The organism is Caulobacter sp. FV1ye13L, assembly GCF_058681155.1.
Genome location: NZ_CM178732.1, coordinates 3,129,813 through 3,152,262, shown reverse-complemented (window position 1 = coordinate 3,152,262; position 22,450 = coordinate 3,129,813). Strand labels below are relative to the sequence as shown.

Annotated in this window: 20 protein-coding genes; 2 read left to right on the top strand and 18 right to left on the bottom strand. The window is 65.2% G+C overall.

Annotated elements, in window-relative coordinates; genetic code table 11:
• Positions 1 to 19: 19 nt before the first annotated feature.
• Positions 20 to 2,089: a ComEC/Rec2 family competence protein gene (locus tag ACW176_RS15320; RefSeq protein WP_492109747.1), complete on the bottom strand. Its 2,070-nt coding sequence runs from the start codon at positions 2,087 to 2,089 to the stop codon at positions 20 to 22.
• A gap of 115 nt (positions 2,090 to 2,204) precedes the next feature.
• Here ACW176_RS15320 and gltX point away from each other — a divergent pair, with 115 nt between their 5' ends.
• On the top strand, positions 2,205 to 3,626 hold the full coding sequence (gene gltX, locus ACW176_RS15315; RefSeq protein WP_492109746.1) for a glutamate--tRNA ligase: 1,422 nt from the start codon (positions 2,205 to 2,207) through the stop codon (positions 3,624 to 3,626).
• A 66-nt stretch (positions 3,627 to 3,692) separates the two neighbouring features.
• A complete protein-coding gene (gene gltA, locus ACW176_RS15310; protein WP_492109745.1) occupies positions 3,693 to 4,973 on the top strand; it encodes a citrate synthase in 1,281 nt (426 codons plus the stop codon).
• Positions 4,974 to 5,048: 75 nt separating this feature from the next.
• Here gltA and ACW176_RS15305 read toward each other — a convergent pair whose 3' ends face one another.
• The 17 genes from ACW176_RS15305 to rpsB form a co-directional block, all read right to left on the bottom strand.
• Positions 5,049 to 5,315: an EscU/YscU/HrcU family type III secretion system export apparatus switch protein gene (locus ACW176_RS15305; protein ID WP_419317174.1), complete on the bottom strand. Its 267-nt coding sequence runs from the start codon at positions 5,313 to 5,315 to the stop codon at positions 5,049 to 5,051.
• Positions 5,312 to 6,610: a flagellar hook-length control protein FliK gene (gene fliK / locus ACW176_RS15300; RefSeq protein ID WP_492109744.1), complete on the bottom strand. Its 1,299-nt coding sequence runs from the start codon at positions 6,608 to 6,610 to the stop codon at positions 5,312 to 5,314. Before fliK ends, ACW176_RS15305 begins: the two co-directional genes overlap by 4 nt.
• Positions 6,611 to 7,065: 455 nt before the next feature.
• Positions 7,066 to 8,244: a lipid-A-disaccharide synthase gene (lpxB, locus tag ACW176_RS15295; RefSeq protein WP_492109743.1), complete on the bottom strand. Its 1,179-nt coding sequence runs from the start codon at positions 8,242 to 8,244 to the stop codon at positions 7,066 to 7,068.
• Entirely contained in the window at positions 8,241 to 9,083 is an 843-nt protein-coding gene (gene lpxI / locus ACW176_RS15290) for a UDP-2,3-diacylglucosamine diphosphatase (RefSeq protein WP_492109742.1), read from the bottom strand. Before lpxI ends, lpxB begins: the two co-directional genes overlap by 4 nt.
• A 9-nt stretch (positions 9,084 to 9,092) precedes the next feature.
• Positions 9,093 to 9,887 (bottom strand): acyl-ACP--UDP-N-acetylglucosamine O-acyltransferase, encoded by a 795-nt coding sequence (lpxA, locus tag ACW176_RS15285; protein ID WP_492109741.1) that lies wholly within the window; start codon positions 9,885 to 9,887, stop codon positions 9,093 to 9,095.
• Positions 9,884 to 10,360 carry a 3-hydroxyacyl-ACP dehydratase FabZ gene (gene fabZ / locus ACW176_RS15280; RefSeq protein ID WP_419317179.1) on the bottom strand — a complete coding sequence of 159 codons (477 nt, stop codon included), beginning with the start codon at positions 10,358 to 10,360 and terminating at the stop codon, positions 9,884 to 9,886. The genes lpxA and fabZ overlap by 4 nt, the downstream gene beginning before the upstream one ends.
• A 2-nt stretch (positions 10,361 to 10,362) precedes the next feature.
• Positions 10,363 to 11,382 carry a UDP-3-O-(3-hydroxymyristoyl)glucosamine N-acyltransferase gene (gene lpxD / locus ACW176_RS15275; protein WP_492109740.1) on the bottom strand — a complete coding sequence of 340 codons (1,020 nt, stop codon included), beginning with the start codon at positions 11,380 to 11,382 and terminating at the stop codon, positions 10,363 to 10,365.
• A gap of 47 nt (positions 11,383 to 11,429) precedes the next feature.
• On the bottom strand, positions 11,430 to 12,062 hold the full coding sequence (locus ACW176_RS15270; protein WP_419321458.1) for an OmpH family outer membrane protein: 633 nt from the start codon (positions 12,060 to 12,062) through the stop codon (positions 11,430 to 11,432).
• 2 nt (positions 12,063 to 12,064) lie between these two features.
• Positions 12,065 to 14,428, bottom strand: coding sequence for an outer membrane protein assembly factor BamA (gene bamA, locus ACW176_RS15265; protein ID WP_492109739.1), 2,364 nt, complete (start codon positions 14,426 to 14,428; stop codon positions 12,065 to 12,067).
• Between the two features lie 17 nt (positions 14,429 to 14,445).
• Positions 14,446 to 15,930, bottom strand: a complete 1,485-nt coding sequence (rseP, locus tag ACW176_RS15260; RefSeq protein WP_492109738.1) for an RIP metalloprotease RseP — start codon at positions 15,928 to 15,930, stop codon at positions 14,446 to 14,448.
• A gap of 19 nt (positions 15,931 to 15,949) precedes the next feature.
• Complete coding sequence (gene dxr / locus ACW176_RS15255) at positions 15,950 to 17,149, bottom strand: 1-deoxy-D-xylulose-5-phosphate reductoisomerase (protein ID WP_492111945.1); 1,200 nt, start codon at positions 17,147 to 17,149, stop codon at positions 15,950 to 15,952.
• Positions 17,137 to 17,985, bottom strand: coding sequence for a phosphatidate cytidylyltransferase (locus ACW176_RS15250; protein ID WP_492058475.1), 849 nt, complete (start codon positions 17,983 to 17,985; stop codon positions 17,137 to 17,139). The genes dxr and ACW176_RS15250 overlap by 13 nt, the downstream gene beginning before the upstream one ends.
• Entirely contained in the window at positions 17,963 to 18,742 is a 780-nt protein-coding gene (uppS, locus tag ACW176_RS15245) for a polyprenyl diphosphate synthase (protein ID WP_492057439.1), read from the bottom strand. The genes ACW176_RS15250 and uppS overlap by 23 nt, the downstream gene beginning before the upstream one ends.
• A 43-nt stretch (positions 18,743 to 18,785) precedes the next feature.
• Complete coding sequence (gene frr, locus ACW176_RS15240; RefSeq protein ID WP_419255242.1) at positions 18,786 to 19,352, bottom strand: ribosome recycling factor; 567 nt, start codon at positions 19,350 to 19,352, stop codon at positions 18,786 to 18,788.
• Positions 19,353 to 19,375: 23 nt separating this feature from the next.
• Positions 19,376 to 20,098: a UMP kinase gene (gene pyrH / locus ACW176_RS15235; RefSeq protein WP_419321461.1), complete on the bottom strand. Its 723-nt coding sequence runs from the start codon at positions 20,096 to 20,098 to the stop codon at positions 19,376 to 19,378.
• A 234-nt stretch (positions 20,099 to 20,332) separates the two neighbouring features.
• Positions 20,333 to 21,271, bottom strand: a complete 939-nt coding sequence (gene tsf / locus ACW176_RS15230; protein ID WP_492109737.1) for a translation elongation factor Ts — start codon at positions 21,269 to 21,271, stop codon at positions 20,333 to 20,335.
• 96 nt (positions 21,272 to 21,367) lie between these two features.
• Positions 21,368 to 22,225 (bottom strand): 30S ribosomal protein S2, encoded by an 858-nt coding sequence (gene rpsB / locus ACW176_RS15225; RefSeq protein WP_419317186.1) that lies wholly within the window; start codon positions 22,223 to 22,225, stop codon positions 21,368 to 21,370.
• Positions 22,226 to 22,450: the final 225 nt, after the last annotated feature.

Sequence of the window (22,450 nt, the reverse complement as noted above, 5' to 3'; positions counted from 1 at the left end):
CAGTGAGTGGCAGTAGCGCTCAATGCGACCCTGACCATGGCCGCCGCCCTCGCAGCGGCTGCGCCCATGCAATCCACCAGGCGTTGTCGCGTCGATACAGCTCGGCTGCGCCGCCGACGGCAAAGTCTTTAGCCGTAAGGACGATGCGATCGGCGCAGCCCGTCGGCATTGCGCCCGAAAAGTCTCCCCGTAGGACAACGATTTCGGCGCCTGAGCAGAGATCTCCGAGCGTCTGCGCCGAGATCTCCTTGCGGCTCCACGACAGGGCGACCGCGACCGGCGCGTCGCTCTGGGGCCGGCAGGCATAGGCCGAACACGTAAACCCACGCGTCTCGCCGATCGCAAGACCCCGTCGACGCGCCCACAGTTCAGCGCCGAAGCGGCGGTTGTCGGGTCGGAGGAGAACGGCCTCCTTGCCTTGCCGAACAGCGGCCGTGGCGCCGTCGGCGGCGATCCAGATGTCAGGCGCCGGAGGGCGAGGCCAAAGGGCGACAGCCAGCGCCAGGGGTGCGCCGAGCCAGCGTAGTCGTCCGCTCCAGAGACAAAGAATCATCAAACCCAGGAACGCGACAACCAGGGTGAACGGCGGCGCGCTGGCGACCACGGCCTGGCCGCCGATCGACTCGAATTTTCGGGCTACATCGACCATCGCCTCAACGCCCCAGCCCGCGATCAACAGGAAGGGCGCGCCCCAGCCGACACTTTCCAGCGCCGTGCCCAGGGCCAGGAACGGCATGATCACGAAGGACGACAGCGGCGCGACGATCAGATTGGCCGGCAAACCCCAGATGGCCACACGGTTGAAATGCTGCATGGCGAAGGGACCCGTCGCCAGCCCGGCGACAAGGCTCGCGCCAACGCTGACGGCCAGCCAGGCGCCGACGGCCTGGACCGCCCGGATCGGCCAAGGCACAGAAATCTCGCGCATCGGCCTTGGCCAGGCTTCGGCCAGAGCGATCAGGGCCGTGGTGGCTGCGAACGACATCTGAAAACCAGGCGCAGCGGCCGCTTCGGGCTGCAGCGCCAGGATGATCAGCGCCGCCAGGGCCAGGCCGTGCAGGGTTACGGCCTGGCGGTCGAAAAGAATGGCGGCGAAGGCCACGCTGGCCGTGATCGCCGCGCGCTCGGCCGGTGGGGGCGCGCCGGAGATCACCAGATAGATCGCTACGGCGGTCAGGCCCGCCACAGCAGCGATCTTCTTGCCCGGAGCGCGCAGAGCCAGCCAGGGCCAGGCTGCGATTCCCAGCCGGGTCAGACCGAACACGAAGCCGCCGACGATGGCCATGTGCAGACCCGATATCGAAAGAATGTGGGCCAACCCCGAGGCGCGCATCGCTTCGGTCTGCTCGGGCGTGATCCAGGTCTCGTGGCCGGTGACCATGGCCGCGCCGATCCCGCCACTCTGTGGCCCCATGTGCTCGACGATCCGCTCGGCCAGACGCCAGCGAAAGGCGTTGACAGCCATGGTGACCCGCAATCGCCAGGGCGGCGGATCCAGATGCGTCTCTCTGATATCGCCGAGCGAGAAACCGACCGCCCCAACGGCATTGAACCAGGCGTCACGAGCGAAATCATAGGAACCCGGCGCAGCCGGAGGCGGCGGGGGGCCGAGAATAGCGCGCAGTCGCACAGCGTCCCCCGGCTTGGGCAAGTCCACAGCGTCGACCGTCACCCGGACCCGGTTTGGCGTCTCAGCCGGCATGAGGCCGCTAACGGCGACGGGTGCGATCAGCAATCGAGGTCCGCCCGCGCCTGGACTGACGACATCGACCACGAAGCCCTCCAGGCGACGCGGCGCGCGCTCGCCGTCGATGACCGGCGCGGCGACCCTGTCACTGCGAATCTTCGCCGCCAGTCCCCCCGCCATCGCAAAGGCAAACAAGGCCAACAGGACGATCAAGGTCCGGATCGAGGATTGGCAGCGCCACCACAGCATGACGCTGATCAGGGTCAGAAAGGCCAATGGCGGGAGCGAGGGCTCGAAAGGCGCTTGAAGATAGGCCGCCGCGCCCAAGCCGAACCAGACCGGACTCCACAGGAACCAGCGATCCAGATTGGCGCTCATCTCATCGCGCAGGACGCGGAACATTGTCGGCGGACTAGGCCATGCGCGAAGCGCCGTGCTAAGACGCGCCGCCCAAGCCGCGCCTCGGCGCGCGTTCCCGGCCGTCTCGGCGGCGTCTTGCCTTTCAGCATTGAGTTCGATGTCGAACCCCTCCTCCACCGACCGCGCCGTGGTCACGCGCTTCGCCCCCTCGCCCACCGGCTTCCTGCATATCGGCGGCGCACGCACAGCGCTGTTCAACTGGTTATATGCACGCCATACGGGTGGAAAGTTCCTTCTTCGCGTTGAAGACACCGATCGCGAGCGTTCGACCGAACCCGCAGTGGCCGCGATCTTCGAGGGCCTGGACTGGCTGGGCCTGAAATCCGACGAAGAGCCGGTGTTCCAGCACACCCGCGCGCCGCGCCACGCCGAGGTGGTTCAGCAGCTTCTGGAGCGCGGCCGCGCCTATCGCTGCTGGATGACGGTCCAGGAACTGGAAGTCGCCCGCGAGAAGGCCCGCGCTGAAGGCCACGCCATCCGCTCGCCCTGGCGAGACGCGCCGCCGCCGGCCGATCCGTCGGCGCCGCACGTCATCCGCTTCAAGGGCCCCGCTGACGGCGAGACCCTGGTCGACGATCTGGTCAAGGGTCCGGTAACGTTCAAGAACACCGATCTCGACGACCTCGTCCTGCTGCGGGCCGACGGCGCGCCGACCTATAATCTCGCCGTGGTGGTCGACGACCACGACATGGGCGTCACCCACGTGATCCGGGGCGACGACCACCTCAACAACGCCGCCCGCCAGACCCTGATCTATCAGGCGATGGACTGGGACCTGCCGGCCTTCGCCCACATCCCGCTGATCCACGGTCCAGACGGCGCCAAGCTGTCCAAGCGCCACGGCGCCCAGGCCGTCGGCGAGTTCGCGGACATGGGCTACATCCCCGAGGGCCTGCGCAACTATCTGGCCCGGCTTGGCTGGGGCCACGGCGACGACGAGGTGTTCAGCGACGCCCAGGCGATCGAATGGTTCGACGTCAAGGACGTGGTCAAGGCGCCGGCGCGCCTGGACTGGGCCAAGCTCAATCACATCAACAGCCAGCACCTGCGCGTCGCCGATGACGGCCGTCTGGCCGACCTTGTCCTGAAGGCGCTGATCGCCCAGGGCGTCAGCTTGCCCACAGACGCGGCCGCTCGCCTGCTGGCGGTCGTTCCCCAGGTCAAGGAAGGCGCCAAGACCATCCTGGAGCTGGCGGAACACTGCGCATTCGCGCTGAAAATGCGCCCGTTCTCGCTTGAGGAAAAAACCGCCAAGCAACTGAACGAAGAAACAGTCGAGCGCCTGCGCCGCCTGCGCGATCGCCTGGCCCAGAACCCGGAATGGGACGTGGAAGAGCTAGGAACGCTGTTGAAATCCTTCGCAGAATCCGAAGGTGTCGGCTTTGGCAAATTCGGCCCGTCGCTGCGCGGCATTCTAACGGGCGGGTCACAAGCGCCCGACCTGAACAAGATCATGACCGCCATCGGTCGCGAGGAGACTCTCGGCCGTCTTGACGACGCGCTAGCTGTGCGCGCATGAGGCGCTATAACGCACTCGCGAAATGAAACTTGGACTGCTCGTTCCATCGATGAAGGGGTTTCCCGCATGACCGATAAAGCCACACTGACGATCGGCGACAAGAGCTACGATCTGCCGATCCTCAAGGGCAGCACCGGTCCGGACGTCGTCGATGTCCGGAAGTTCTACGGCGACAGCGACCACTTCACGTTCGATCCGGGCTTCACCTCGACCGCGTCCTGCGAGAGCAAGATCACCTATATCGACGGCGACGCCGGCATTTTGCTGCACCGCGGCTATCCGATCGACCAACTGGCCGAGAAGTCCTCGTTCCTGGAAGTCTGCCACCTGCTGCTGAACGGCGAACTGCCCACGGCCGAAGAGGCCACCAAGTTCGAGCACAACATCACCTACCACACGATGTTGCACGCCCAGTTCGACAGCTTCTTCCAGGGCTTCCGCCGCGACGCTCACCCGATGGCGATCATGACCGGCGCGGTCGGCGCCCTGTCGGCCTTCTACGCCGACAGCCTGAACGTCGATGATCCCAAGCAACGCGAGATCAGCGCCCACCGCCTGATCGCCAAGATGCCGACCATCGCCGCCCGCGCCTTCCAGTACAGCGTCGGCCGTCCGTTCGTGACGCCGCGCAACGAACTGTCCTATTCGGAAAACTTCCTGCGCATGTGCTTCTCGGTGCCGGCCGAGGACTGGGTTCCCAACCCCGTCCTGACGCGCGCCATGGACCGCATCTTCATCCTGCACGCCGACCACGAGCAGAACGCCTCGACCTCGACCGTCCGTCTGGCCGGTTCGTCGGGCGCTCACCCGTTCGCCTGTATCGCCGCCGGCATCGCCTGCCTGTGGGGTCCGTCGCATGGCGGCGCCAACCAGGAAGCCCTCGAGATGCTCGAGGAAATCGGCACGGTCGAGAACATCCCCGCCTATGTGCAGGGCGTGAAGGACAAGAAGTACAAGCTGATGGGCTTTGGCCACCGCGTGTACAAGAACTTCGACCCACGCGCCAAGGTCATGCAGAAGACCTGCTACGAGGTCCTGGAACAGCTGGGCATCAACGATCCCCTGCTGCAGGTGGCCATGGAGCTGGAAAAGGTCGCCCTCAGCGACCCCTACTTCATCGACCGCAAGCTGTACCCGAACATCGACTTCTATTCGGGCATCACCCTGCGAGCGATGGGCTTCCCGACCAACATGTTCACCGTGCTGTTCGCCCTGGCCCGCACCGTTGGCTGGATCAGCCAGTGGAAGGAAATGTTCGAGGATCCCGCGCGCAAGATCGGCCGTCCGCGTCAGCTCTACACCGGCGCGACGCAGCGCGATTACACGCCGCTCGACAAGCGCGGCTAAGCCGTCGATCCAGACCGATCCGGCCAGACCGATCCGGAGAGGCCCCGTCGCAAGGCGGGGCCTTTTCCTTGCCCGTTACGGCTTGAGCAGGAAGCTGAGGATCTCGGCGACTGCGCGATAGAGCGCTTCGGGGATCTCCTCATCGATCTCGATGGTCGACAGGGCCTGGGCCAGAGCCGGGTTGTCTTCGATGGGGACGCCATGCTCGCGCGCCGTCTCGACAATCTTCTCGCCAAGCCAGCCCTGACCTGAAGCGACGACCCTGGGCGTATCGGCGCCCTCGTAAAGCAAGGCGACAGCGATCTTGCCGGGACCGCGCGCGCCGCCGACAGGCCCGGTCATGACGCCCGATCCACGAAGCGGCCTGGCGCGGTCACAGCGACCGTCGGGGTGCCCGCATGGAAGGCGACCTCTGGCGACAGCTCAGCCTCGCGAAGCGCGGCGCTCAAAGCCGCCTCCCCCGCCTGAAGCCGGGCCACGGCTTCCGGTCGTTCGGCCCACAGACCCACCCGCGCGCAGGCGCCCGTAAGGGCGATCTGGACATGGACCGGCCCCAGCGGCTCCACATCCAGCGAGAAACGGGCGCGCCAGGTTTTTTCGATCTCGCGCCCGGAATCGGATCCGCCGCCTCCGCCATCCCGGCTGATTTCGAACTGCGCCACAGCGAAGCCTTGAGCGGTCTGGAACGGCAGGTCGAACACCCAGCGAGACGTCTTGATCTCGGTGGTCCGCTCCGCCTCACCGCGCGACTCCGGCAGCGAAGCGATCTGCGACAGTTCCTGGCGCGCGATGGCGCCATCGACGCTCTTCAACAGACGCCGCGCCAGTTCGGCCGGCGGCAGATCTCCGGGAAGATGCGAACGGACGGCCGCCTGGGCGGCTGTGGGACCACCCGCGTAGGGCGGCGGCGGCGGCCCAGAAGGTGGGCGCGATGACAGCGCGAGCCCGGAGTGGCGGGCGGCTGCCTCCTCCTCGTTGTTCTCCGCTGGCAAAGGCGGGGCGACGAGCTCGTCCTCAATCAGTCCCACCATCAGGAATGGACGCGACGGCGGCGCCGGAGCCGGAGCAACGCGAGGCAGCGTGGCCGGAAGCGTCGCTTCGGAGGCGTTCTGATCGAGCCCTGGCGTCGCTTCGTTCTTCGCAATCGTAGCAAGGGGATCTGAAACCGGAGGCAGAGCCGGCGCGGCATTCAATCCTGGTGGGGCGCGATACGGTTGCGCGATGGGGGCGGAAGCCGGACCCTGAACCGAGGCGACCGAGCCGCTTGGCTTATAGGTCGCGCCGACACTGGGGCCAGACCGCTGCGCTGCGGTGGGTTCGCCGGAAGAGGAAGGGACTCGCGACCCGCCGGGCTCGGCCCCGGGCGTCTTGGCCAGCCACGTCGAAACCACGGCGCGAAACACCAGCAGCGCCGCTTTCATGTCCCCGGTGGCGGCGGGAACCGATGACTGTGCGACCAGCGCGGCCCGCGCCAGCCGGGCCTCCATGAAGACGCCAGAATCCTCGAAGGCACTGCGAACCAGCGTGGATGTCATGGGTTGCTGGGTGGGAACGGCGCCTTCAAGCAAGGCCTTGGCCGCCTGCCGCACCGTTTCAGGTGTATCCGGTCTAATGACCGTCGCCTCGATGTCCGCCATCATCGGCGCCAAGCCGGATTGGACCGGCGCCGCCCGAGCCGCAGCCGATCGCACAGCCGCGGCCATCCGGTCGCTGGCGGAGGGCTCCGCCGAAGGCGGGGATGGCGCGATCAGGTGTCCGCCACCCGGTGCGTCGACACTTGCGTCGGAGACGGGGGGCGTGGCCGCGCCAGACGGCCCCTGAGCCTCCGCATGCGCTGCGCCTACGATCTGGCCAAGGGTCGATGTGCTGTTGGCCACGGCGGCGCGCGCAAGCGCGGACAAGGCCGCCGCCACCTCTGGCGAGCTCCCCGTGGCGCGAGCGGGCGTGATGGGAACTGCGGGCGCTGCCGGATCGATCGCCAAAACTGGTCTCCAGTCTTACGGGTCACGAAAGGCAGAATAGTCCGAGTCCGTCTCGACACCCAGTCGTTCCAGACGGTCAACGGCGCGGCCCGCAGCGCTGCCGGGCCGCGTCAGATCGCTGGCCGCGCCTTGGCGAGGAAAGCCAGCAAGGCCTCGGCTGCGGCCTCCGACGGGTCAGGCATTCCCCGCCCCATTCGCTCGAGCGCGGCGCTCTGCTCGGCGATCTGCCGCGCGCGCTGATCGGCGTTGTCCAGTCGAACAGCGATGGCCTTTTCGAGCGCCCCGCCCTGCAGGGCTTTCTGCAGATATTCCGGGGCCACAGCCTTGCCGGCCGCGATATTGAACAGGGTCACCCAGCGCGGCTTGAACAGCAGCTTCAGCAGGCCATAGGTCACGGCGCCGGTGCGATAGCCCACGACCATCGGACAACCGGCCAGCGCAAGCTCGGTCGTCACTGTGCCGCTGCAGGCCAGAGCGACGGTTCCAGCGACCATGGCGTCATCCTTCAGCGCCTCGTCCTCGATCACATGCGCCCGGAACGGCCATCCGGCCACGCGCGCCTTCACGGCGGCCGTGACGGTGGAGGCAGCCGGGACGACCACGGCAAGATTCGGACGATCGGCTTTCAGCCTGCGCACGGCGTCTTCAAAGACCGGCATCACCCGCTCGATCTCTGACGGGCGACTGCCGGGCAAGACCAGCAGGATCTCCTGGTCAGCCGCAGCGCCTATGGCAGCGCGCAGCCGGGCCGGATCGGCCTGGCTGAAATCCTTGGCCAGGGCGGAATTGCCGACGAACACGCTCTCCAGACCGGCCCTGTCGAAGAACGGCTTGTCCATCGGCTGGATCGACAGCAGCAGGTCAACGGCCTTGGCCAAAGCCCTCGCCCGGCCGGGCCGATAGGCCCAGACCTGGGGCGCAACATATTTCACCAGAGGCAGCGCGGGGCTCTGTCGACGCAGGCCCTGGGCGAGCCGGATATTGAAGCCCCAGGAGTCGATCAGGACGGCCACATCGGGCTTTTCCCGCTCCGCGAGCGCCAGAGTGTCTTTCAGTCGCGCCATGGCCCTGGGATAGGCTCTTAGGCTCTCGACGATGCCTATGATAGACAGCTGGGCGATGTCGAAGGGGCTCTGGATGCCCTCGGCGGCCATCTTGGCGCCGCCGACGCCGACGAAATTCACCGCGACATCGCCCAAGCGTCGCTTCAGGGCCTTGGCCAGGCCGGCGCCGAGAGCGTCTCCTGAGGCCTCTGCGGCCACCAGCATGACGGTCAGCGGGCGGGTCATCCCAGACTCCCGGGCTCGACCCCCAGCACGAACAGGCCAAGATCATCGGCGCAGGCAATCACCGCAGCGCGGTCGACCACCAGCAGGTTGCCCGTCTCGCCGACAATGCCGGCCAGGCCGGCCCGCGCGGCGCGCTGCAGGGTGGCGACCCCGATGGTCGGCAGATCGACGCGGGTCTCCTGGATCGGCTTGGGAGCCTTGGCCAGCACGCCGCGACGGCGCTCCGCGGTGCCGCGAATGGCTTGGGGAAGATCGGCCACGCGGCGAAGCATGGAGTCGGTGCCCTCCTGGGCCTCCACCGCCAGCACAAGGCCCTCGCAGACCACGGCGCCCTGCCCTACGTCCAGCTTGCCGATCTCGCGGGCCACCAGCAGGGCACGCTCGATGTCGTGCTGATCCTGAGGGCGAGGCGAATGGGCGCCCAGAACGCCGGCCGGCAAGGTCATCTCGCCCCGTACCTCGTGGGCGCCCTCGATGGCGAAGCCTTCGGTTTCAAACTCATCCAGCACCCGGCGCAGCAGGGCGTCATCGCCCCGCCGAGCAGCCTGAATCAGGCCCGGAATGACCTTCACGCCGCGCAGGTCCGGCATCAGGGCCGACCAATCCGGGCGATTGACCGTGCCCGCGAAACACACAACCTCGCAGCCCTGGGCCTTCAAGGCCTTGAACACCTTGCCGAATTCGCCAAGCCCGACCTCCATGCCGGGATAGCGGCTCAGAGCGGCGTCAGCAAAGCTTCTGAGCCGCATCACCGCGAACGGACGCCCTGCGGCCTCGCAGTGGGCCGCCAGTTCGACGGGCAGCGCGCCCCCGCCGGCGATCAAGCCAAGCTTGCGCATGAGGAAAGCCTAGACCTCGCGCTCGGGCAGGCAAAGCGGACGGTTGCTGTCGCAGCGGATGAAGTCGACGATCTCCATCACCTCGACATTGCCCGCGTGGATCTCGGCGACGTCGTCCAGGCGCTCCTGGAAGGTCCCCTCGTCGGCGAACAACAGGCGATAGGCGGCGCGCAGGGCGTTGATCGTCTCACGCGAGAAGCCGCGACGCTTCAAGCCTACCAGGTTCAGGCCCTCGAGATGGGCGTGGTTGCCCCACACCGAGCCGTAGGGGATCACGTCCTTGGTCACCGCGGCCAAACCGCCGATGAAGCTGTAGCGGCCGATGCGGCTGAACTGGTGAGCCGCCGCCAGGCCGCCCATGAATACGAAATCACCGATCGCGACGTGACCGCCCAGGGTCGCGCCCTTGGCCATGACCACGTGGTCGCCGACCGTACAGTCGTGGGCGATGTGCGAGCCGACCATGTAGAGACCATCGGAGCCCACCGTCGTCACGCCTTTGCCCGACGCGGTGCCGGTGTGCATGGTGACGTGTTCGCGGATGATGTTGCGTGGGCCGATCAGCAGCTGGGTCTTCTCGCCCTTGTGCCCCAGGTGCTGGGGCGGGCCGCCGAGGTTGGCGAACGGATGCACGACGCACCCTTCGCCGAGTGTCGTGACGCCTTCGATCACGACGTGAGACATCAGACGCACCCCGGTCGCCAGGGTCACGTCAGGTCCGACGATGCTGAACGGGCCGATTTCGACATCGGCCGCCAGCTTCGCGCCGGGATCGACGATGGCCGTTGGATGGATCTGGCTCATTTGGTCGGCGTCTCCACCACCATGGCCGCAAATTCGGCTTCGGCGGCGACCTTATCGTTCACCTTGGCCACGCCCTTGAACTTGAAGATGGTCGAGCGCGACCGCGTCACTTCGACCTCCATGCGGATCACCTCGCCCGGGCGCACGGGATTGCGGAAGCGGGCGTTGTCGACCGACATGAAGAAGATGGTCTTGCCCTCGGTGTCGACTTCCAGCGACTTGCTCATCAGAACCGCGCCCGTTTGAGCCATGGCCTCGATGATCAGGACGCCGGGCATCACTGGATTGCCCGGGAAGTGACCCTGGAAGAAGGGCTCGTTCACCGTCACGCACTTGATGCCGACGATCGACTGATGCGGGCGATAGTCCTCGGCCCGATCGACCAGCAGGAAGGGATAGCGATGCGGGATCCTGGCCAGGATCTCGGCGATGTCGATATTGGTTTGCGCCGGTTCGGCGACGTCTTGGCCCATACTTAGCCCCTTGTTCCCCGGCCGCCCGCCATGCGCGACAGCCATGCGGTTTCTCGGAGCCACCGCTTGAGCGGCCGCGCCGGAAACCCTGTCCATGTTTCGCCCGCAGGCACGTCCTTGAACACCGACGCCGATGCGCCGATGCTGGCTCCTGAGCCGATGGTCAAATGGTCCGCAACGCCAGCCTTGCCGCCGAACGCGACGCCGTCGCCGACAACGGTGCTGCCGGAAAGCCCTGTATAGGCCGCCAGCACGCAATTGCGACCCAGCCGGACGTTGTGCGCGACGTGCACCAGATTGTCGATCTTGGTGTTTTCGCCAATCGTCGTATCGGTAAAGGCGCCCCGATCAATGCAACTGTTGGCGCCGACGGTGACACCATCCTGGATCACCACTCGACCGAGTTGAGGCAGATCGACAACGCCGCGCGGTCCGCCGGCGGCGCCGAAACCCGCCTCGCCGATCACCGCGCCGGCGTGGATGCTGACCCGGTCGCCGATGATCGCAAAACCGATCACCGCATTGGCCCCGATCAGGCAGTCGCGTCCGATGGTGACGCCTGGGCCGATCACCGCGCCTGACGATAGATATGTGCCTCGCCCGATCCTCGCGCCCTGACCGACCGTCACGCCGGGTGACAGCCTGACGCCGTCTTCCAACTGGCAATCGGGATGAATGGAGGCCGACATTGGTTCGTGTCGACGGGGCGCATGCAGCCGCATGGCGGCGGCCGCCCAGGCGGCCTGCGGATGAGCCGTCAACAGCGCAGCGCAACCCGGCGCGAGCATATCGCTGTGCTCGGGACGAACGAAACAGGCCCCGGCCTGGGTGGCGGCGGCCGCGTCACGACGTTTGGGGTCGGAAAAGAAACTGACGGCTCGCCCGTCAGCGGCGTCAAGCGGCGCGACATGGGCGATGGAGCGCGACCCAAGACTGACGTCCCCCAGTTCGGCCCCGCCAAGACGCGCCAGCTCCTGGAGTGACGCCGGACCCATGTCATCGAAAAATCGTGGGTCCGGCATCTCGTCCTCTCGGCGATGGGCCCGGCGCAAGGCGCGGGCCGACTCGCTTACTTCTTGGTCGGCGACAGAGCTTGAGCGCCGGCGACCGGTTGGTCCAGACGTTCGCGGTCGAAGGTCAGGGTCTTGATGCGGGCGTCAAGGGCGACCACCACAGCGTCAGTGATGTCCATGGCCGGATTGGCCAGCAGCACCGACTCGCGGTCCATCAGGATGCCGCAGGTGCGTTGCTGATAGACCTGCTTGATGGCGGGATCGAGCTCTTGATAGACGCGCGACAGCGCCTTCTGTTCGGTGGCTTCGACTTCCTTCTGACGCAGTTGGCCCTTGCGCTGCCAGGCGTTGGCCTTGACCTGCAGGCCGGCGGCTTGCTGCTCGAGCGCGCCTTGATCCATCGTAGCCTTCTTAGCGTCCAGCGCCTTGGCTTCGTTGTCCAGCGTGGTGCGTTCGCCGGTCAGTTCGGCGTTCACCTGCGCAATGATGGTCTTCAGACGAGCATCGACGGCCTTGCCGACCGCCGAGGAGCCGACGGCGCGCTGGCTCGAGAAGATGCAGACGCCAGCAATCGGCGCGCCGTGCGAGATCGCCGGAGCGGCAGCAGGAGCCGTCTGGGCCAGGGCGCTGGTCGACATGGCGATGGCGACGACGCCCGAAGCGGCCGCGGACAGGAACTTGGAAGTCATGATCATTGGAACCTTGTGGAGGTGGAGAACCGGAACGTTTCGGTCCGGTCGTAGTCTTCCTTGGAAAGGATCTTGCTGAAGTCGAACCGGATGGGGCCCATCGGCGACTTCCAGTCGATGCTGATACCCGCAGAGGCGCGAAGGCCCAGGTTGTCGCGGATATTCGGATCGAACACGCCTGTCGAAGACTGGCGATCGACGTCATCGAGCAAGCCGGCCGTACCGAAGTCGCTGAACACCGCAGCCTTGATGCCGTATTGCTCGGGCAGAAGTGTCGGAACGGTCAACTCGAGCGTACCGATAGCGTAGAGCTTTGCCCCCATCGAGTTGCTCTGGGTCGAGATGTCGCGCGGGCCAATACCGGCAGTCTCGAAGCCGCGGAAGTTGGTGCCGCCCTTGTAGAAGCGGTCGTTGATGCGGACATTGTCGCCGCCCCAGCCTTCGATATAGCCGGCCGAACCCGTGGCGCTGAAGATGAAATCCTTGTTGAAGCCCCAGTACCAGCCCCCGTCGGTCTCGGTCTTCAGGTACTTCACGTCGCCGCCGAAGCCCGCCAGATCCTGGTTCAGGTCGGCGAACCAGCCGCGCGTGGGCTGAATCGGATCATTCCGCTTGTCGATCCGCAGGCCGTAGCCGACGAGCGAGGTCATGTAGGCGCCGCGCTGCAGGCAGAGGATCTGCGACACCGAGCCGCTGTTGCACAGGCCGTCAGAGACGCTCACCTCGTCGCGACGCAGCGTGTAGCGCATGCTCATCGAAGCGTTCTGGGTCAGCGGGAAGCCGATGCGAACATTGCCCCCCACCGAACGGGTGTCATAGGCGGCGTAGTCGCTGAGGTCGTAGCGGAACGAATAGACATCAACGCCGGCCACCAGGCTGCGGTTCAGGAAGCGCGGCTCAGTGAAGGCAAAATCGATCTGCTGCCGCAGTGAGCCGACGGAAATCCGTCCGCGCATGTTCTGGCCGCGACCGCGGAAGTTCCGCTCGGTAATGCCAACGTCAAGCACCAGCTTGTCGACCGAGCTGTAGCCAGCGCTGAACGAGAGCTCGCCGGTGGGCTGTTCCTCGACCTTGACGCGCAGGGCCGTGCGGTCGGGCGCGCTGCCGGGCACTTCCTCGATCTCGACTTCCTTGAAGAAGCCCAGGCGACGGATGTTGTTCTTGGAGCGGTCGACCAGCACGCGATTATAGGCGTCGCCTTCGGCCACTTCGAGTTCGCGACGCAACACGTAGTCAAGGGTGCGGGTGTTGCCGACGATGTCGATACGATCGACGTAGACGCGCGGGCCTTCGCGAACCTGGAAGACCACGTCGACCGTGTTGGTTTCGCGATTGGGCACGTAACGCGGACGCACGTCCACGAAGGCGAAGCCGGCCGCGCCGGCCGCGAAGGTCAGGGCGTCGGTCGCCTGCTCGATGCGCTCGTCTTCGTAGAGCTGACCGGTGCGGACCGGCAGGATCTGGGCCAGCAGTGTCCCATCAAGCTTCTTGAGTTCGGTCTCGACCGTGATCTTGCCGAACTTGTACTTCGGACCCTCGTCCAGGGTGTAGGTGACCGCAAAGCCGTTCTTGTCCGGCGCCAGTTCAGCCATAGACGAGACAACGCGGAAGTCGAAATAGCCACGATTGCGATAGTGCTTGCGCAATTGTTCGCGGTCGTACTCGATCCGGTCGGGGTCGTAGTTGTCGTTGCTGGTCAGGAACTTGTACCAGTGCGACTCCTTGGTCACGATCACGTCGCGCAGATCGTTGTCCGAATACTCGGAATTACCCAGGAAGTTGATGCCCAGCACGCCGCTCTTGGGACCTTCGTTGATCTCGAACACCAGATCGACGCGCTTTTGCGGCAGTTCCACAACCTTCGGGGTGACGGTCGCCGAAATGCGGCCCGACCGGCGATAGAGTTCGATGATGCGCTGCACATCGGCCTGAACCTTGGCGCGAGTAAAGATGCCGCGCGGACGGATCTGGACCTCGTCCTTCAGCTTGTCTTCTTTCAGGGACGAGTTCCCTTCGAAGACCACCTGATTGATGATCGGGTTCTCGACGACCTTCACGATCAGATCGCCCGACAACATCTCGATCTTCACATCGGCGAAGAGATCGGTCCGCGCCAGGGTCTTCAGCGCCAGGTCGAGACGGGCGGCGTCCACGGTGTCGCCCGGCTGGATCGGCAGATAGGACATCACTGTGCCCTGCTCGATCCGTTCGTTGCCCTGCACGACGATCCGTTGCACCACACTGGTCTGCGCCGCCTGGGCGAAAGCCGCAGCGGGCGCGACCATCGCGGTCGAACCGAAGAGAAGCGCCACACCGGTGGCGAACGCGGCGCTATGGGCGCGAATTTTGTTCATGGGACCAATCATGGACGGAAGGCGACCGCTCAAGAGAACAGCCCGCCAAAAAATTTGAAGACGCTTAGGCGCTGCAGATCATTCCAGGTCGCGAACAACATGAAACTCAGCAGCAGCGCAAGACCAACCCTGTAGCCTGCCGCCTGAAGACGCGCGCCGAGCGGTCGCCTGGCGATGGCCTCATAGGCATAGAACAGCAGATGCCCCCCGTCCAAAACGGGAATTGGCAACAGATTCATGAAGCCGACGCTCACGGAGAGGATTGCCGACAGCCAAATCAGCGCTACCGCAGAACCCAGCAGCATCGAGGGGAAGTCGGTCGCGCCCGCGGCGCCGGCCTGAGCCAGTTGACCCGAGGTCTTGGCGATACCGATGGGGCCGCTGATCTGTTCGGCCGAGACCTCCAGACGAATAACCCGGCCCAGATAGTAGACCGTGGTTTCAAGGACATCCCAGGTGCGGGCGACGCCGCCTGCGAGCGCCTCGATGGGGTTATAACGCACGCGCTGGATATCGCTGCTGGGCAGGCCGCCAGCGACCCCGAGCAGCATCCGGGCCTTCGGCTTGCCGTCCGCATCAGGCCGGGTCAGCATCGTAGGCGTTGCGACGATAGTGATCGTCTCGCCGCCCCGGTAGACTTGGAAGGCAATGGGATTGCCACCGCGCTTGGCCACATGGCGGGTAAGATCTTCAAAGCTTCCGATCGCGGCGCCATCGGCGCGCTGGATGAAATCGCCGCGTCGCAGACCAGCCTTCTCGGCAGGCGAGCCCGGCTCGACGCTGGCGATCAGCGGCGGCGCGCCAAAGCCCAGCATGCCGGCCTTCTGACTGCCGCCAAAACCATCCGAAACGTCCACAAGCGCCGGCGTCGCCACCAGTTCGAGCGTCTTGTCGTCACGTTCTATCTTGAAGCGGATCGGAACATCGCTGCGAAGCAGCGCATAGCTGTCCAGTTCGCCGAAGTTGTTCACCTTGCGGCCATCGGCCGAGATGATCACGTCGCCCTGCCGGAAGCCTGCAGCCGCAGCGGGACTGCCGGCGTTCACGCCCGTGATCACGGGGCGGCGCACGGTCTCGCCGAACACGCCCAGCAGCACAGCAAACAGCGTGATCGCCAGGACAAAATTGGCCGCAGGGCCCGCCGCGACGATGAAAGCCCGCTGCCACAAAGGCTTGAAATGCAGATAGCGGTTGACTGCCTCACTGCCTTCGCGACGTTCGATCGCGGTGCGCAGGCTGGCCAGATCCTGCTGGTCAGGAACACTCGCGGCGTTCTCATCGCCAGCGAACCGCACATAGCCGCCCAGGGGCAGCCAGCCGATCTGCCATTGGACGCCCGCGCGATCCCGCCAGGAGAAGATGGCGCGACCGAAGCCGATCGAGAATCGGTCGATCTCTACATTGCACGCCTTGGCCGCCCAGAAGTGTCCAAGCTCGTGAACGGTCACGACCACCAGGATCACCAGCGGGAAGGCGATTATGTAGGCGGCCGCCGATTGCATGAAGCCGAGCATGTCGGGTTTCTTCTCGTCTTCAGTTGTTGCGGTGAACTTGGCGCACAACCTCGGCCGCAATGCGGCGGGCGCTCGCGTCCGTCGTCATGGCGCTCTCAACCGGATCTGCGTCGGCTTCCATCAAGGCCCCTAGGCTGTTCATGCGGTCCAGGGTCCCCGCCACCGAGGCGGCAATATCGAGAAAGCCGATCTGACGGTCAAGAAACGCCGCCACGGCCACTTCATTGGCTGCGTTCATAGCAGCCGGAGCGCCGCCGCCTAGCCGCATCGCCTCTCGGGCGATGGTAATGGACGGAAAACGTTCCAGATCAGGTTGCTCGAAGGTGAGTTGGCCATAAGCGGCCAGATCAAGACGCGGCGCGGGCCAGGGAAGCCGATCAGGCCAGGCGAACGCGCAGGCGATCGGACTGCGCATGTCGGGCGGGCCAAGCTGGGCCAGCGTCGAGCCGTCGGCGTACTCCACCAGACTGTGAATCACGGACTGCGGATGGATCACGGCCTCGATGCGCTCTTCCGGAGTATCGAACAGGTACGAGGCCTCGATCATCTCCAGCCCCTTGTTCATCATGGAAGCAGAATCGACCGAAATCTTGGCGCCCATCGACCAATTTGGATGAGCGATGGCTTGTTCAGGCGTGGCGACCGCCATCTGTTCGCGGGTCCAGGTGCGGAACGGTCCCCCGGACGCCGTCAGGATCAAGCGCGATACGCGTTGGATACAGGCCGGCTGCAGAACCTGGAAAATTGCCGAGTGTTCGGAATCAACCGGTATCACCGATCCGCCCGACTCGCGCGCGATCCTCAGTAGGGCGGGCCCGGCGCAGACCAGACTCTCCTTGTTCGCCAGAGCGATCACCGCGCCCGTTCGCGCCGCCGCCAGGGTCGGCGCCAGGCCTGCGGCTCCGACGATGGCCGACATCACCCAATCGGCGCCCATCGATGCGGCCTCGATGATCGCCGCCGCCCCTGCCGCCGATCGAACGCCCGTATCCTTCAAGCCGTCGCGCAGAGCGCCTAGCAGGCTCTCGTCCTCGATCACCGCGACAGTGGGACTCCAGCGGCGCGCCTGTTCGATCAACCGCTCGACGTTGCGACCGGCCGTCAGGGCCAGAATCTCGACCTCGACGCCGGCCGCTTCGAACAGTCCCAGGGTCGAAACACCGATCGACCCCGTGGAGCCGAGAACCACGACCCGCCGGACGGCCATCAACGCGCCAATCCGTAAAGATAGATCAGCCGGACTGCGGCAATGACGATGGCCGCAAACATCAGGCCGTCAACGCGATCCAGCAGACCGCCGTGACCCGGGATCAGGTCCCCGGAATCCTTCACGCCGAACCGGCGCTTCAGCATCGATTCCCAGAGGTCGCCCATCATCGTGGATAGGCCGCCAAGAAACCCGATGAGCGCGGCGACCGGCCAGGTCAGGTTCATGTCCGGCAAGGCAGGCAGCAGTGCAGAAAGGGCATCGATACCCACTGCGGCGATCGAAGCGGCCACCAGGCCGCCAAAGAACCCCGACCAGGTCTTGTTTGGCGAGAATTTCGGCCAGAGCTTGGGTCCCTTCAGGATGCTGCCCACCACGAAGGCGAAGATGTCAGCGAACCAGGTGACGGCGAACAGCAGAAGCGTCCAGCTGAGGCCAGCGTCAATCATGCGCAGCCAGACCAGGGCGATGCACGCCGGCGCAATGTAGATAACGCCATAGGCTGCGTCGGCCCGGCGCTCGACCGCGCCTCGGGCGATCAAGGCGGCCAGGATCGCACCCGCGACCAAGAGCGGCCAGGTCAGATAGTAGTGTCCGCGGAATGCAGCCACGACCGCCACCAGAACGGCGACGCCTATGGCGAGAGCCACGCCCTTGGGCGCGCGCGGCGCGCTCATCATGCCCCACTCGCGGGCCAGCAGCGCGACACAGACCGCCACGAGCGCCAGGAACCAGACGTCACCAAACCATACGGCGGCCACGACTGTGGGTACGAGCACGGTGGCTGAAAGCACCCGCACCCGTAAGTTTATCCAGTTGAAGCGCTTAGCCGGCGACGGCGACGTCATCGGCAGTAATGCCTCCATAGCGTCGGTCACGCCCGCGATATTCCGCGATGGCGGCCGAGAGCGCTTCGGGTCCGTAGTCAGGCCAGAGCACGTCTTGAAAAACGAGCTCCGCATAGGCGCATTCCCACAGCAGGAAATTCGAGATCCGCTGTTCTCCGCTGGTGCGAACGATGAGATCGGGGGCCGGCGCAGCGGACGTCGACAACAGCCGCTCGAAAGCGCCTTCGTCGAGATCGGAAGCCTTCGCCTCGCCGCGCTCTACGGCCTCTGCAAACGCGCGGGCGGCGTCAGCGATGTCGCCGCGACCGCCGTAGTTGAAAGCGACTTGAAGTATGAACTTGGTATTGCTGGCCGTACGGCGCTCGGCGCGCTCGATGATCTCTTGAATGTCGGCGGCAAGTCCCGTGCGACGGCCAATGATCCGCACCCGGACACCTTCACGGGCCAGGCGTTCCAGATCTGACTCTACATAGGCCTTCAGCAGACCCATCAACTCGGAAACCTCGTGCGCCGGACGGCTCCAGTTCTCGGTCGAGAAGCCAAAAACGGTCAAGACGCCAACGCCAAGATCCGGCGCGGCCTCTACCGTGCGCTTGAGCGCATTGACGCCCGCGCGGTGCCCAAGCGCGCGCGGCATTCCGCGCCGCTTAGCCCAGCGACCGTTACCGTCCATGATGATGGCCACATGCAGAGAGCGGTCCGACGCATCGCCCCCAGCGCGCGCCGAAACATCTTGCAGGCCGGTCGTCGCCGACATTGCTTCAAGCCTTCCCTAACCGTCCCGTTACTCAGGTCGGCGCCTAAACCTGCATGATCTCTTGCTCTTTGATTTTCAAGGCCTCGTCGACCTTCCTGATGGCTTCGTCGGTCATCTTCTGGACCTCGGTTTCCATCTTCTTCAGCTCGTCCTCGCTGATGACGCTGGCCTTCTCGGCCTTCTTGAGATCGTCATTGGCGTCTCGGCGAATGTTCCGCACGGCAACCTTCTGCGCCTCGGCGTACTTGCCGGCGATCTTGGTCAGATCCTTGCGACGCTCTTCAGTCAGCGGCGGGATCGGGATGCGCAGGTTGTTGCCTTCGACCACAGGATTGAGGCCAAGATCCGAATTGCGGATCGCCTTTTCCACGGCCGAGACAACGCCCTTGTCCCAGATATTGACGTTGATCTGGCGCGGCTCAGGGACGCTGATCGAAGCGACGGTGTTGAGCTGGACCATCGAGCCGTAGGCGTTGACGACGATCTGGTCGAGCAGGTTGGAAGAGGCGCGACCTGTGCGCAATCCGGCAAAATCTTCCTTCAGGGCCAGCACGGACTTCTCCATGCGCTCCTTGTAGCGGGACAGAACTGGCTTTTCGGCGGCGGCCATGGCGGGGCTCTCTTCGCTAGAGTTTAGGCGGCGTCTTGGGCGACGACGGTAAAGGTGCCTTCGCCCCGCAGGACGTTCAGCAGATTGCCGCGCCCCTTGATGGAGAAGACCACGATCGGAATATTGCTGTCGCGCATCAAGGCGACGGCCGAGGCGTCCATGACCCGCAGGTCCTTGGCCAGCACGTCCATATAGGTCAGGCGGTCATAGCGCTGGGCCGAAGCGTCCTTCTTCGGATCAGCGGTATAGACCCCATCGACGCTGGTGCCCTTGAACAGGGCGTCGCACTGCATCTCGGCGGCGCGCAGAGCGGCGGCGGTGTCGGTTGTAAAGAAGGGGTTGCCCGTTCCGGCGGCGAAGATCACCACCCTGCCCTTTTCCAGGTGACGCTGGGCGCGGCGCCGGATGTAGGGCTCGCAGACCGTCGCCATCGGAATGGCCGACTGCACGCGGGTCGACACGCCAATCCGCTCAAGGGCGTCCTGCATGGCCAGGGCGTTCATGACAGTGGCCAGCATGCCCATATAATCAGCGCTTGAGCGTTCCATGCCCTTTGCGGCTCCGGCCATGCCGCGGAAGATGTTGCCGCCGCCTATGACCAGGCACAGCTCGACGCCAGACTTGACGATCTCGGCGATATCTTCAGCGACGGACTGTACCGTGTTGGTGTCGATGCCGTAGGGCGTGTCGCCCATCAGCACTTCACCGGAAACCTTCAGGAGCACGCGGCGGTAGGGCTTCGGCATAGCGGGGCTGGATTCAGACATGGGCCGGGCTCTTCCTGAGTCGTCGGGACGCAACATAGTGCGCGTTCGTCAAAAGTGGGATCGGTTTTGCGCGCGCCCGGCTGCAGATGGCCTCAGAGGGCCAAAATGCGCGGACACAGGCGCAAGAAGGGCGCGGCGCGCGTCACACGCGCCGCGCCCTTCGAAGACGGAAACTCCAAGCGCCGCAAAACGGGCCTGGAGCTTCACCCAGTCTTAGGCTTGGCCAGCCATGGCGGCGACTTCAGCGGCGAAATCGCCGACCGGAGCCTTCTCGACGCCTTCACCCAGGGCCAGGCGAACGAAGCCCTTCACGGTGAGCGGCGAGCCCAGTTCCTTGCCGGTCTCGGCGACCAGTTGCTCGACGGTCTGGTCCGGGTTCATGACGAAGGCCTGCTTCAGCAGCACGACCTCTTCCAGGAACTTGCGGATGCGGCCTTCAACCATCTTCTCGACGACGGCGGCGGGCTTGCCCGACTCCAGCGCCTGCTCGGTGAAGATGGCGCGTTCCTTTTCGATCGCGGCCTGGTCCAGATCGTCCGGCGACAGCGACAGCGGCGAGGTCGCGGCGACATGCATGGCGATCTTGCGGCCCAGCTCCAGGATCTTGGCCTGGTCGCCGGCGCCTTCGATGGCCACCAGCACGCCGATGCGGCCGAGGTCGGGCGCAGTGGCGTTGTGGATGTAGGTCGACACGGCGCCTTGGGCGACGCTGAAGCGCGCGGAGCGACGAGCAACCATGTTCTCGCCGATGGTGGCGATGAGGTTGGTCAGCAGATCCGCAACAACTTCACCGTCGGCGGTCTTGCCGGCGTTGATGGCTTCGACGCCATCATTGTCCAGGCCAACAGCCGCGATCTTGCGGACGGCGTTCTGGAACAGTTCATTGCGGCCCAGGAAGTCAGTCTCGGCGTTCACTTCGACAGCGGCGGCGGTCATGCCGGCGCCTTCATTGCGGACGGCGATGCCAACGAGGCCTTCGGCGGCGACGCGGTCAGCCTTCTTGGCGGCCTTGGACAGGCCCTTGGCGCGCAGCCAGTCGATGGACGCATCGATGTCGCCCGCGTTTTCAACCAGCGCCTTCTTGCAGTCCATCATGCCGACGCCGGACTTCTCGCGCAGTTCTTTCACCAGCGCAGCGGTCACTTCAGCCATGAGATCCTCCATATTCAAACGTTTAGCGACCGGGCTTGATAGCCCGGTCGCATGTCATGATCACAACGGTCCTCAAACGAGAGGACGGTCGTCCTATCAGCTCGCCGCCGGCTCTTCGGCGACGGCTTCGATCGCTTCAGCGGTCGCTTCTTGAGCGGCCTCGGGAGCGGCGGCTTCAGCAGCCACCGGCTCGGGAGTCAGTTCGCGAGCCAGGGTCGGTTCCATCGGAGCAACCGAAGCGCCCAGATCGACGCCCGACGAGGCCTGACCGGCGGCCAGACCGTCGAGGACGGCGTCAGCGATCAGGTCGCAGTAAAGCTGCAGGGCGCGGGCGGCGTCGTCGTTGCCCGGGATCGGATAGGTGATGCCGTCCGGGTCGCAATTGGTGTCCAGGATCGCGATGACCGGGATGTTCAGCTTGCGGGCTTCAAGGATCGCGATGGCTTCCTTGTTGGTGTCGATCACGAACATGATGTCGGGGATGCCGCCCATGTCCTTGATGCCGCCCAGCGACAGTTCCAGCTTGTCGCGTTCGCGGGTCAGCTGCAGCAGTTCCTTCTTGGAACGGCCTTGGCCTTCGCCACCCATGATGCCTTCGAGTTCGCGCAGACGCGCGATCGAGCCCGAAACGGTGCGCCAGTTGGTCAGGGTGCCACCGAGCCAGCGGTGATTGACGTAGTACTGAGCGCAGCGCTTGGCGGCGGTGGCGACAGGATCGGAAGCCTGACGCTTGGTGCCGACGAACAGCACGCGACCGCCGGCGGCGGCGACTTCACGCACCTTCACCAGGGCCTGGTGCAGGAGCGGAATCGACTGCGACAGGTCGATGATGTGGATGTTCGAACGCGAGCCAAAGATGTAGCGGTCCATCTTCGGGTTCCAGCGGTGCGTCTGGTGGCCGAAGTGGGCGCCAGCTTCCAGGAGCTGACGCATGGAGAATTCGGGAAGCGCCATGAGGCCTATAATCCTTCTTCCGGTTGAACCTCCGCGGACACCCCCGACCCAGACATCTGGAGCGGGACCGGAACGGCGGCGCCGGGATGTCTCCCCGGGTCACAGCCGAACGTCCGCGTGTGGAATGGCGCGCAGATAGGCGCGATTGGATCAAAAAGCAAGTCTTGTCGGGCTGCAGAGCAAAGAGGCTGGTACTGCAGTCGCAACCGGATGCAAGCGAGGGTG